Here is a 13,664-nt window from a genome sequence, read left to right as displayed (position 1 = left end):
TATCTTTTCGTTTGTTAATTTATATACGCTTTTTTTAATGCATAACTGGCAGCTCCAAGAATGGCTGCATCTTCAAATATCGCAGAGATCTTCACCTGCAAGTTAATATTATTCTTTGTTAAATTCTTAATAAATTGTTGTTCAAAATAAGGATATGCTTTGGCAATATTTCCTCCTATAACTAAAACTTTCGGTTTGTAATGAGCTACGTATTTCACAATAAATTCTGAGAAAGTGTCTGCATATTCATCAAACATTTGGGTTTGTATTTCTTTGGGTTTATCCAGCAAATCTTTGGTTCCTGAAATTTCATCCCCTGTCAGTTCTTTGTAACGATTCACAAACCAGCGTGTTGCCAGATAATCTTCACTGATAGAATCTCTGAAAGAAGAATCCCATAAATCTTCATCAGTAGCAAATTCTCCGTTAAAAAAAGTAGTTCCTAATCCTGTACCAAGAGTGACTCCAAAAGCACTTTTGAAACCTTGGGCACATCCTCCGAATACTTCTCCTTCCATAAACGCAGCCGCATCATTTACAAAATGAATCTGCTCCTGAGAAATATCGAGTATTTTTGCCAGTTCTTCTTTAATATTGACCTGATAGATATCTATAAATTTACCCTGCTGCATAAGAGATATTCCATTTTCATAATCGAAAGGTCCGGGCATTGCAATACCGATTAAAAGGTCTTCTTTCACCAGATTATGAGCCACTTTTTCAATGGCTGAAACCCAGGCACTGAAAATAATTTCTTTCTTTTCGAAAGCATCTACATGTTCTCTTACATAGGTTGATGAAATGATTTCACGTTTTTCCGGATCTACCTGAGCCAAAGTGATGTGTGACCCTCCAATATCGATTCCTACTATATTCTGCATTATTTTTTATTTTAAATTCAAGACATCCCTGTGACTGAAAAAACAGACAAACAGAAGTAAGCTCCTGTCTGTCTGCTTTGTATTTCAGACTTTATTTTATCGAATCCAGTAATTACTTCATTATCTGAATTTTACTTCACAATGATTTTACCGGTTGATAATACTTTACTGTTGGCGGATGTAATCTTGTAAATATAAGTACCACTGATTAAATCCTGTGTATTCACTGCGTTATTATTTTGATTAATATTCTGTTTTTTGAACAATTTTCCTGAAGCATCATATAATGCCACTTCAACTGCCGAATTACCGCTTATGGCAAAATGAATATCATTTCCTCTTTTCACAGGGTTTGGATAGACTGTGCTGTTCTCTTTTACAGATTCAACATCTTTCACGGCAAGAGATGAAGCACAGGCAACATCTGTTCTCCAGTTCGAATCTGTCATACTTACCAGCGTTGCAAAATGCGTATTTGTAGTAGCATCCAAAGCACCTAAACCACTTCCTTCATCCATTTTCCAATTCGCTTCAAGACCTGCGGAGTTGGCAGGAACATTACAGCTGTTATTTAAAATTTCCTGCGGTGTTAATGCTTTTTTCCAAACTCTGAATTCATCAAGGAAGCCATTAATTGTTCGGGAATTGTCATAATTTCTTCCAAGATAAAGAATTCCGTTTGCTGTAAAGTTACCTGTTACGGCAAAAGTAGCATCAAGGTTACCATTGACATAAATTTTCATGGCTGCACCATCATAAGTGGCTGCTATATGATACCATGTATTAGTGTTGAATGCTGTATTCGTATTCAATTTCACCTGTGATGAACCGAAACTCAATATAAACTGAAGTTTGTTATTCGCCAGGTTTCCGTCTCCGAATCTAAGCATAGCCGAGTTATTATCGCCTACTTCAACTCCCATCACTGATGAGATATAAGGAAAAGCTGATTTAAATGAGTTTACTTTTACCCATCCTTCAAAGCTCACTGCATTTCCGCTTAAATTAAATTGTCCTGCATTAAGATAATTGGTACTTCCGTTGAAGGCAAGGGATCTTGCTCCAGGGCTTGTAACAGGTGCGAAACCGCTGTTGAAGGCTCCTTCTGCTGAATAAGTACTTGTAGTTCCGCCCGCACACGAAGCCTGTACTTTCCATACATAGCTTGTATTAGCGGTCAGATTTTGCAATGAATAGGTGTTGGTTGTAATATTTGGAATTTCAGACCAGGTTGTTGCCGCTGCAGTTTTGTATTGCAGTGTATATGAAGTTGCATTTCCTGCATCCCATGACAACTGAGTGGTATTGCCAAGGAAACTTCCGGAAGTTAATCCTGATGGCGTAGTGCAGCCACTTCCGGAGTTAAACCTTGGTGCGAAAATATAAGTACTTGTTAATGTTGGAGTGCAATTAGACTGTATTCTCCAGTCATAATCTGTATTCAGAGTGAGGTTATTGATGACAATATTATTTCCTGAATAATTGTTGGCTACATTCGTCCAAACCGTTGAATTTGCTGGTTTGTAATCAATATTATAAGACTGTGAAGCATTCGAAGCCCAGTTCAGTTTTGCTGAAGTTCCTGTCACGTTGGAAACATCAAGTCCCAATGGCGGATCACAAGCCTGTCCCTGAGACCAAGAATACAGCTGACCACTTAAAAGGGTATTTTCATTATAAAGGATATTGGAGCCTGTGCTCAGATAGCTGGCTACATCCGTTCCACCCAAATCATACCACATAAATACCCCATATTGATCATTCTTTGTACTGGTTGCTAAACTTGCCAAAGTAGTCGCTGAAGTTGAACCTGAATTAGAATTAAGAATCCATGTTGCAGCGGCAGAAATTTTAGATTTATCAAGAGGTGGAACAACAGGTGCATTGTACGTGCTATACATTGCATTCCAGGTATAATTAATATAATTTCCTGCTAAATCTCCATTATATGTTTGTCTGGTTGTAGCCGGACCATAGTAGTAGAATGTAATCAGTTTATCTGGCATTGCCGCTTTCAGTTCCTGCAAAAGCATGACAAAAGAGCTGTTATTAGGCTGTCCTGTTCCGTTATTTCCGTATCCTGCGTATTCGTCATCAAGATCTACTCCATCCAAGCCGTAGGTGTAAACGGTATGAGCAACCTGTAAAGCGAAATCTTTAGCTGCTTCACGATTTGGAAAATTAGAAATTCCGGCTCCCTGGTGGTTTCCTAAAAGATCGAGTAATACTTTAATTCCTTTTTGCTGTAAAGGTTTTACGTAGGTATTAACATCATTCAGAACTTTGGTAACATTGTTATTGTTTGAGATATAAGCACGGCTTTTGGAAACATCATAGTTGATATTCGCTGCAAAAATAATGGCAACATCAAAAAGCTGTCTGTTCGTATTCTGCAGAGTATATGAACCTGCGTTCAGCATATTATTGTTGTTCACTTCCACATAGCAGACTCCCAAAGGATTAAGCTGCTGTGCTTTGAGCAACGGGGCACACTGAAGCATCAGGGCCATTAAGGGAATAAAAAAGGATTTTTTTCTCATAGTATATCAATTTTGTAGTAGAAAAATCATTGGGCCGAAGCCCAATGATTGAGTTTTATTATTTTACGATTAGTTTTTCGGATTGTTTTAAGTTTCCATCGTGAGATTCAAACTGGATGATGTAATTTCCTGCTGAAACTCTGCTCAATTCGTATTGATTGTCTCCTGAGTTCAGTGATTTTGTATCTAAGATTCTTCCATTAAAATCATAAACCGTCAATTTTCCTTTGCTGTATTCATCCGGAACAGAAACTGTCAATGATGAAGATTTACTTACCGGATTAGGATATAACTTTATTTGATTTTTAATGCTTGTTTCTCTTACATTGATCGCCTTTTGTCCCGCAGTTCTTGCTAATGCTGAGCTTCCTGTTGTACATGGCACATCTGTTCCCCAATTAGAAGAATCAACACCTGTTAGTGTTAAAGTCACTCCGTTTCCTGAAGTATCCTGAACGGTAGAACCACTTCCTTCGTTAAATTTCCAATAAGCGGCCAATGAAGTGGCCGGAACCGATACATTACACATATTCTGACTGATTTCTGTCTGGCTCAATGCACGTTTCCAAACTCTTACCTCATCTATTTTACCATTGAAGTTTCTTGATGTGTTATATAAATATCCTACGTTGAATGCACCTGTTGAATTCACACTTCCGGTTTGTGCTTTAGTTGCATCCAGAACTCCATTGATATAAATTTTCATATTGGATCCATCATAAGTAGCTGCTACGTGATACCAGGTATTGGCATTCAAGGCTGTTGCAGACGCCAATTTTTGCTGTACGTTATTGATGCTTACCACAAACTGAAGTTTATTATTTGCCAGACCGGCATCTCCTAATCTTAAGAATGCAGAATTGCTGTCGCTTACTTCCGTTCCCATGATAGAAGAAATATATGGAGACGCAGATTTGAATGACGAAGGTTTGATCCATCCTTCAAAAGATAATGCTGAACCGCTTAGATTCATACTTCCAGCTGCTCCTGATTCAGTACTTCCATCCAAAGATAGGGCGTAAGAACCAGTAGGCGTTGTTCCTGAAGTACTTGTAAATCTTGGGGCAAACATATAGGCGCTTTTCACGCTGCAATTGGTTCTGATTCTCCAGTCATATTCGGTATTGGCTGTTAATCCGGAGATGGTTACATAAGTGGAGCTTGTCGCTGAAACTGCATTTGTCCATGTTGTTGAAGAAGCTGGCTTATAATCAATATCATAAGTATTGGTTCCTACTGCTGACCAGTTTAGTTTTGCGCTTGTTCCTGTAAGGTTGCTTGTGTAAAGTCCGATAGGGGCATCACAATTGGTTCCTTGTGTCCAGGATTGTAAAGTACCGCTTAAAACAGTTGGCTCTCCGTATAATGTCTGAGTTCCAGCTGAAAGCTGTGACGTTTCATTAGTTCCATGTAAATCATACCACATAAAAACGCCATAACCGCCATTTTTCGTTTGAGTAGCCAGGCTGGTGGTGGTAGAATTGGAAGTATTTCCCATCCATACGGCTGCAGGAGAGATTTGTGCTTTGGTAAGAGGAGGCACATTAGGAGCAGAAAATGTTCCGTACATCGCATTCCAGCTGTAGTTAACATTATCTCCTACTCTGGCTCCGTTCCAGGAAAGTCTTGAGGCTGCGGGACCATAATAGTAGAATGAAATAATTTTATTCGGTAATAATGCTCTGAGCTCCTGAACAAGCATTACGAAAGAGCTGTCATTGGGCTGCCCTGTTCCGTTGTTTCCATATTCTGAGTATTCATCATCAAAATCAATTCCATCAAGACCATAGGTATTCACTGTATTGGCCAACTGTAATGCAAAGTCTTTTGCAGCTTCACGGGTAGGAAAATTGCAGATTCCAGCTCCCTGGTGATTTCCCAAAATAGTCAGAACTACTTTCATTCCTTTTTGCTGAAGTGGCTTTATGTAAGTATCTGCATTGGTAAGAACCTTGGTTACGTTGTTATTGGAATACAGATAAGCTCTTCCACGGCTAGTATCATAATTAATATTGGCCGCAAAAATATTCACCACATTAAACAGATAACTGTTCGATGTCTGCAGTTTGTACGCTCCAGCATTCAGGAGGTTGTTGTTATTCACTTCCACATAGCATATTCCTGTAGGACTAAGCTGTTGTGCGTTAATCAGAGAACCAGACTGAAGCATCATGGCAATCAGTGCGGTAAAGATGGATTTTTTTTTCATTGTATAATTTTTTTAAGGTGTTTTTGGTGTGTGAATTTTATATAGCATTCCCCTGACACCTACTTTTTCGGGAAGGAATCTCAGATGAATAAGCGATATAAAAAGGTTGGCTATGTCAGTAGCTCAGGGTTTTCATTAAAGGTTTTCCATAACAATTCGCCAAACAGGGTATTGGCCCATGCAAACCATTCTCTGGTGAACTTTTTAGAGTCGTCTTTATGGAAGGATTCATGCATAAAGCCTGTTCCTCCGTGCGTTTTCTGTAAGGTATCTATACACCATCTGATCTCACTTTTATCGTTGGTAGTGAGTGCCTTCATTATGATACTCATTGGCCAGATCATGTCAAGCCCAATATGTGGACCTCCTATTCCTTCTGCCAGCTTACCTTTGAAGAAGAATGGGTTGTTTTCTGACCAAACAAATTTTCTTGTATTCAAATACACAGGGTCATCAGCTTTCACCGCATCCAGATAAGGTAATCCTAACAAACTTGGACAGTTCGCATCATCCATCAGGTTATAACTTCCGAAGCCATTCACTTCAAAAGCATATATTTTCCCAAATTCAGGATGATTGTAAATTCCGTATTTTTTAATGGCTGTTTCTACCTCATCAGCAAGGCTGTTCAGTTGTTGAGCCAATGTTTTTTCATTTTTAATCTGAGCAACCATTTCCGCTGCCTGACGTAAACTTACCACCGCAAATAAGTTGGAAGGGATCAGGAATCCGTAGATGGTAGCATCATCACTTGGACGGAACATAGAGCTGATCAATCCCACAGGTTTCGTTGGATAACCATATCCTCCCATAGGAACTCCGTCTGTAGCCCAAGCTGTGGTACGCTCGAATTTATAAGGTCCAAGATCATGTTTTCTCTGCTGTTCTGTAAAGGTCTGCAGGGTAAGTTTAATTCCTTTCAGCCAGTTGGCATCAAAAGGTTTTGTATCTCCTGTTGTTTTCCAGAAGTGGTATGCCAGACGGATAGGATAGCAAAGCGAGTCGATTTCCCATTTTCTTTCATGGGTTCCCGGCTTCATATCGGTATGATCATATTCTTTCCATTTACTGATCTTCTGATCATCGTTATAGAAAGCATTCGCATAAGGATCTTTCAGGATGAAGGTAGTCTGTTTGTGGATTACTCCTGAGATCAGCTTATGAAGTTTTTCATCTTTTTTTGAGAACTGCAGATAAGGGAAAACCTGTGCGGAACTGTCACGAAGCCACATGGCATCAATATCCCCTGTGATCACATAGGTATCCGGTGTTCCGCTGGTTTCTGTATAGTAAACAGTAGTATCTAATGTATTCGGGAAGCAGTTTTCAAAAAGCCAGCTCAGCTCTTTGTTTTTTACTTTCTTTTTAAAGGCTGCAATAGCACTTTCTACGGATTCGCTGGTAAAATGTCTTTTATCTTTAGGAACACGGACAACAGGAAAATCGTCCAGTACTAAATTTTTAGCAAAAACATTCTGAGTAAACAGCAATCCGGCTCCTGCCAGCGCACTTGTTTTAATAAAATTTCTCCTTTCCATTGATACTTTGTTTCGTTTATTTTTATGAGTCTTATTTTACAGGTTTGCTTCCCATTACGAATCTCAATTCACCACCGTTCATGATATCGCTGTGATTTAACTCCCAGCTTTTGTATTCTTTACCGTTCAGGAACATTTTCTGTACGTAGATATTCTTGTCGGAGATTTTGTCTGCAATCACGGTGAATGTTTTTCCATTCTCCAGTTTTAAAGAAGCTTTCGGGAATTGTGGTGCTCCGATAGCATAAACTGGTTTTCCCGGTGTCACAGGATAGAATCCTAATGATGAGAAGATATACCATGCTGACATTTGACCGCAGTCTTCGTTATTCACGATTCCATCTGGCTTGGCTGCATACATATTGTCGCGGATATATTTTACCATTTTCTGAGTCTTATAAGGACTTCCTGCATAATTATACAGGTATGGAACATGATGACCAGGCTCATCTCCGAATCCTAAAGATCCGATAAATCCTGAAATATCTACGTGCTGCTCTCCTTGCATATGAAGCGCTTCTGTAAAGGTTTTATCCAGTTTTTCTTCAAATCCTTTTTTACCTCCGTACAGATTCATCATTTCGTCAATCTGGTGAGGAACAAAGAAATCATAAGCCCAGATGTTTCCGGAAACCCAGTGTGGTTGCAGTTTTTTCCAATCATTAAGGGTAAAATCTGCTAAGAATTTTCCATCTTTTTGTCTTGGCCAGAAGTGGTTATTTTCTTTATTGAAGGTATTCAGGAAGTTCATAGAACGTTTTTTATACACTTCTGATTCTTCTTTTTTACCTAATTTTTCAGCAAGCTGCTGAATACACCAGTCATCGTATGAATATTCCAGTGTTGCCGAAACAGAAGCTCCGTTTTCTGATGGAGTGTAGCCTAATTTGATATAATCATTAAGACCTCCGCCACCATCACTGCTGCTCATTTTGTCTGTTAAAGAAGCATCTTTCATGGCTGCAAATGCTTTTTCGGCATCAATACCCGGAACTCCTTTTGAGATGGCATCCCAAATTACCGAAACACTGTGATAGCCCAGCATACAGAAATTATCATATCCACAAAGCTCCCAGATCGGCATGTGGTCTTTACGATCTGTATATCTGCTGATCAGAGAATTCGCAAATTCTTTTGTATGTTTCTGATCCATAATGGTTAATAATGGATGTGTCGCTCTGAATCCATCCCAATACGAATAAGTACTGTAGTTGGTAAACCATTTGGTATTCATGTTTTCCTGAGCAGCAACATAGTCTCCATTAACGTCCATGTAAAGGTTAGGGGCAATGAATGTATGATAAACTCCAGTATAGAAAATTTTTCTCTGGCTGTCTGTACCTCCTGTCACCTGGAATCTGCCAATAAGATCTCTCCATGTCTTTTGTGCAGTTTCTTTCGCTTTTGCAAAGTCTATATTTTTTGCTTCTGTATCAAAGTTTTCCTGTGCATTTTCTGTACTCACGGGAGATAAAGATACTTTTACTTCTATGCTTTCCTGATCTTCTGTTGAGAATCTTACAAAAGCTTTAGCATCTTTGGCAAGGGCAATTTTTTCATCGTTTTTGATTTTTCCGTCAGCATAAACGCCGTAAGACTTAAACGGTTTGGAAAACTCCATTACGAAGTAAGCAAATCGTTTACCTCCCCAGCCATTGCTGTAGCAGTACCCTTTGATTTTATTATTGCCTTCTACACTCACTAAAGTATGGTAGATGTTTCCGAAGATTTTGTTGGTAGGATCAATAATGATATTGGCTTCGCTACTTTTCGGAAAAGTATATTTATGAAATCCGACTCTTGGGGAAGCAGTAAGCTCTGCTTTAATTCCATAGCTGTCCAGCATTACGGAATAATATCCCGGAGAAGCTATTTCTTTTTCATGGGTGAATTTTGAACGGTAACCTGTCTCTGGCTTTTCTTCAGATCCGGGAACCATTTTTACCTGTCCTACCGTAGGCATTACCAGAATATCTCCAAGGTCTGCCCATCCTGTCCCGCTTAAATGGTTATGACTGAATCCCATGATGGTTTTACTGCTGTAGTGGTATCCGGAACACCAGTCCCAATCGCCGCTTTTTGTATTCTGATCCGGACTCAGCTGTATCATCCCGAATGGCGTAGTTGCCCCCGGAAACGTATGCCCATGTCCTCCTGTACCTATGAAAGGATCTACCCAAGATAAAACATCGTTTTTATTTTGCTGGGCATTGGCTACAGAAATCAGGGTGGTAAAAAAGCAGATTAACAGTTCTTTTTTCATGATAAGAGAGGTATCGGAGATTTTTTTGTTTAAAAGTTGGTTTAAAAATAGGAAAACCATTATAAAATTCCCAGAAAAAGGGAAAATTAAGATGATTAACCTATTTTCCTAAACTTTATATTACTGTATTAAATTGAATTCTTTTTCATAAAATCAATGATTTCTGAGATATATCCAAAGGCAATCGCAACTACGGTATCAGCAGCACCGTAATATACTGTTACTTTGTCTCCCTCAGTTAATGCTGCACAAGGGAAAACCACATTAGGTACATCTCCTGTCATTTCATACAATTCAGCCGGAGCCAACAGATAAGGCTTCGTTCTGTACAATACTTTTGTAGGATCTTCAAGATCAAGCAAAGCTGCTCCCATTGAATATCTGAATCCTCTGCAGGTATTGATCACTCCATGATAGAAAAGCAGCCATCCTTCTTCTGTTTTGATAGGAACCGGCCCTCCCCCTATTTTTGTACACTGCCATGCACTGTCTTCGAAAGGAGTTACTTTCATCACGCAACGGTGCTCTCCCCAGTATTTCATATCAGGGCTATAGCTGATATAAATGTCACCGAAAGGCGTATGTCCGTTATCACTAGGACGGCTCAACATGGCATATTTACCATTGATTTTTTCAGGGAACAAAACTCCGTTTCTGTTGAATGGAAGAAAGGCATTTTCGCACTGAAAAAATTCTTTAAAATCAAAAGTATACCCAATTCCGATAGTAGGACCATTGTATCCGTTGCACCAAGTGATCCAGTAACGATCTTCTATGAAGGTTACGCGGGGATCATATTTGTAATCGGATTCAATCATATCTGTATTTCCTGCCTGCATTTCAATAGGATCATGATTGATGTCCCAATTGATTCCGTCTTTACTGAACCCAGCAAAAATATTCATCTGTACTGCCTTGTTATCACAACGGAAGACTCCGGCAAATCCGTCCTCGAAAGGAATCACGGCACTGTTGAATATACTGTTGGATGTTGGTATCGCGTATCTGTTAATGATCGGGTTTTCGGAAAACCTCCACATAATATCATTGCAATCTTCCGGGCGATCCTGCCAAGGGATCATTACTGATTGAGCTGTCATAAAGTATTTTTTACTTTTTATTTTTAATTATTATGAATTGATTTGTTGTTCTTTCTGATTTTCCGGATGAGGGAAAGGGACAAATAAAGTGACTAAAAATGCAGGAATAGTAGCGATCAATACCCAGATAAAGAACATTTTGTATCCGATCCAATCACTGATCATTCCGCTGAACATTCCGGGAATCATTACGCCAAGATTCATGATTCCTGTTGCAAATGCGTAATGAGCTGTTTTGTGTTTCCCGGGTGCAATCTGCTGCATCATGTAGAGCATTAACCCTACAAAACCAAATCCGTAACCGAAATATTCTACTACTACAGCAATTCCTACAGGTAAAAGGGTATCTGGCTGATAGTGCGCTAACAATGCATACACCACAAATGGAATATTGAATGCACAGCATAGCCATATCAAAGATCTTTTCAATCCGCGGGCTGAGATAAAATATCCTGCCAATACGGAACCAAGGATAAATGCTGCAGAACCGTATGTTCCGTAAATAAGTCCTATATCTGAAGTAGATAGTCCTAATCCTCCTGACGTTCTTGGAGCTTTAAAAAATAAAGGGGCAATTTTGATGGCGAATCCTTCCGCAAAACGATACAGAATAATGAAGAGAATACACCACAGAATTTTCTTTTTGGTGAAAAAAGAGGTAATCACTTCCAATAATTCTTGACGAACGTTTCCTGCAGTTTTTTCATCTTTCTGTTCTTCTTTGTCTTCTTTCGGCAGAATGAAGTAATGATAAATAGCCAACACAAAAAACAGTAATGCATAAATCACCATAATGATCATCCAGGCATGCGTAACGCCTTTTGTCTTTTCTAAAACACCCGCAAAATAGACCAGTGCTCCACTACTAATAATTTTGGCAAGATTGTAAAATGCACCCTGCCAACCAATATATTTTGCCTGCTCTTTATTGGTAAGAAAACCAATATACGTTCCGTCTGCTACCACGTCATGGGTAGCTCCACAAAATGCCACTACTGCAAAAAGGGCAATACTGTATTTGAAAAAATCATGCATTGGCAGGCTTAAGGCTACTAATGCAAACAGAATTCCTATGGCAAACTGAGTAAAAACAACGAAGAATTTTTTTGTTTTATAAATCTCCAGAAACGGGCTCCAAAGAGGCTTTAATGTCCAGGAGAACATGATAAGGGCTGTCCAGAATGTAATCTGTGCATCCGAAACACCCATATCTTTATACATGATTCCTGAAACCGCATTAATGGTTACAAAGGGAACACCCATTGCAAAATACAATGTGGAAATCCAGAGAATTGGCTGGATCCGACGGGTTCCGGAGTTGTTTTTTCCCATATTTAAAAATAAGATTCTAAATAAAAGAGAACATCTCAACAATTCATTCAGGCTAAAAAACGAAACTATAAATTTTTTGGAGATTCTACTCTATTCTCCTGCCTTAATGAATGTATCAAATAAAAATCTGATGTTGAGATGTCTCTTTATTAATGAGTGATTCTGAATATTTTTTATTTCTTATCCCACCATAGCTTTGTGCCTCCGGTATCAGGGCCGTTAAGCATCTGCGCAGCCTGCTGGTAATTATATAGTGACGTTTTGGTATCAACAGTAAAAGGAATTCTTCTGATCATCCCTTCTGTACTGATGGCTCCGCCACTATCATTTTTTCTTACCTTGAAAAGTATTGGATATCCTGTTCTTCTTTGCTCAGCCCAAGCTTCCGGTCCGTTTGGATAAAGAGAAAGCCATTTCTGGGTAATAATTCTTTCTAATTTTCTTTCGTTGGTATCGCCGTTATTCCATGCAATCGTGATGGTACTTAACTGGGGATGCCCTAAAGCGATGTTATTGTCTGCATTTTTCGGATCCACATAAGGTGCTTCTGTAGAAGTAGTATCCGCAAGGTATGTTGCAACGCTTGCACTTTTCCCCCATTCTCCGAAAGACTGCTGAACTCCGGTAGTATAGTTGGTCTGAATATCACCAGCTCCTGCATATCCTCTTAAAGCAGCTTCTGCTTTTAGGAACCATGTTTCTGCAGCGGTGAATAATTTCATTTTACCATCAGTTCCTGAGAAATAATCTCCGTTGGCAGATTTTGCCTGTGGCTGAGAGAATCCTCCGTATGTTGATTTTCCATTTAATAAATCTATTCCCTGACGTATTCCTATATATTTACCCTGAAGACTTGGATCCGATGCCGGAATAGCATAAGCCGGAAGTCTTGGGTCGTTATACCCGTTCATATAAGCCATCAAAGGTGCTCCGATCAAACAGTCTCCCCATGAATAAATGATAAAGCTTAATTCTGACTGCCCTACGCTGATCAAAGCATTATCTGCATTATCAGTGATCAATCCTGCAGATGAAGCCAATGCCTCTTCTGCATATTGTTTTGATTTCACAGGATCTGCATAGCTCATTCTCATAGCTAACCTCAGCTTTAATGAATTGGCCAGTTTTGCCCATTGTGCCATATTTCCACCATACACCAAGTCCGCTCTTTTTAATGCAGCTTTATCACCTTCATTTCCGGCAGCAGGCATATTCTGTATTTTTTGCAAATCTGTAATAGCCACAGTAAGGTCATTGATAAAGTTTTGATATGCATCTTGCTGAGAATCAAAATCCGTTACCCCGTTTGCATTGGGTGTTTCATATTTGCTGTATACTACCGGACCGTGATTGTCTGATACTCTTGCCGCTGTGATTACCTTTAAAATCTTTTTAACGGCAAATGTTCCTGTAAAGTCTATTCCCGGATAGAAGTTTTTAGCAGCATTATCGATGATGATAGAATAATTGAAAATATCCTGCTGTCTTGCAATAATCCTGTTATTCCACCCATCCATCATAAAATAGGTCATATTGTTCTTGCCTCCATTAAACTGGCTTGCGGTACTGAACATACCACTGAACATATCCGCACTCAGATTGGGATATAGCTGATAATCCGACTGAAGACCTCTTTGAAGGGATTTTAAAGGATTAACAACCGCGTTGTAATCCGCATACATGTTTTCAGGATTCCCTAGCTTTTCCTGATTATACTGATCTAGATCACCGCATCCGGAAGCAGTCATCAAGACTGCCGCACCCAATACCAGTGTTTTAATATTATTGAATTTCATTTTCG

At 39.2% G+C, this 13,664-nt stretch carries 8 protein-coding genes; all 8 read right to left on the bottom strand.

The window, feature by feature from the left end:
- Positions 1-14: 14 nt before the first annotated feature.
- The 8 genes from CQ046_RS01275 to CQ046_RS01240 all read right to left on the bottom strand — a co-directional run bounded on the left by CQ046_RS01275 (position 15) and on the right by CQ046_RS01240 (position 13,659).
- The gene (locus tag CQ046_RS01275) at positions 15-881 is read right to left on the bottom strand and encodes an ROK family protein (protein WP_105700516.1); all 867 of its coding nucleotides are present in this window, start codon (positions 879-881) and stop codon (positions 15-17) included.
- 131 nt (positions 882-1,012) lie between these two features.
- Positions 1,013-3,421: an endo-beta-N-acetylglucosaminidase H gene (locus tag CQ046_RS01270; protein ID WP_105700515.1), complete on the bottom strand. Its 2,409-nt coding sequence runs from the start codon at positions 3,419-3,421 to the stop codon at positions 1,013-1,015.
- Positions 3,422-3,479: 58 nt separating this feature from the next.
- Complete coding sequence (locus CQ046_RS01265) at positions 3,480-5,630, bottom strand: endo-beta-N-acetylglucosaminidase H (RefSeq protein ID WP_105700514.1); 2,151 nt, start codon at positions 5,628-5,630, stop codon at positions 3,480-3,482.
- Positions 5,631-5,740: 110 nt separating this feature from the next.
- Positions 5,741-7,168, bottom strand: a complete 1,428-nt coding sequence (locus CQ046_RS01260; protein WP_105700513.1) for a glycoside hydrolase family 125 protein — start codon at positions 7,166-7,168, stop codon at positions 5,741-5,743.
- A 31-nt stretch (positions 7,169-7,199) separates the two neighbouring features.
- On the bottom strand, positions 7,200-9,431 hold the full coding sequence (locus CQ046_RS01255; protein WP_105700651.1) for a GH92 family glycosyl hydrolase: 2,232 nt from the start codon (positions 9,429-9,431) through the stop codon (positions 7,200-7,202).
- 128 nt (positions 9,432-9,559) lie between these two features.
- Positions 9,560-10,531: a glycoside hydrolase family 130 protein gene (locus tag CQ046_RS01250; RefSeq protein ID WP_105700512.1), complete on the bottom strand. Its 972-nt coding sequence runs from the start codon at positions 10,529-10,531 to the stop codon at positions 9,560-9,562.
- Between the two features lie 30 nt (positions 10,532-10,561).
- Positions 10,562-11,863, bottom strand: coding sequence for an MFS transporter (locus CQ046_RS01245; protein WP_105700511.1), 1,302 nt, complete (start codon positions 11,861-11,863; stop codon positions 10,562-10,564).
- Positions 11,864-12,036: 173 nt separating this feature from the next.
- Positions 12,037-13,659: a SusD/RagB family nutrient-binding outer membrane lipoprotein gene (locus CQ046_RS01240; protein WP_105700510.1), complete on the bottom strand. Its 1,623-nt coding sequence runs from the start codon at positions 13,657-13,659 to the stop codon at positions 12,037-12,039.
- Between the last annotated feature and the right edge of the window lie 5 nt (positions 13,660-13,664).

The organism is Chryseobacterium sp. MYb7 (genome assembly GCF_002979455.1).
Classification (GTDB): domain Bacteria; phylum Bacteroidota; class Bacteroidia; order Flavobacteriales; family Weeksellaceae; genus Chryseobacterium.
The sequence above is the reverse complement of the archived record's forward strand: the minus strand, read 5'-3'. Positions and strand labels throughout refer to the sequence as shown.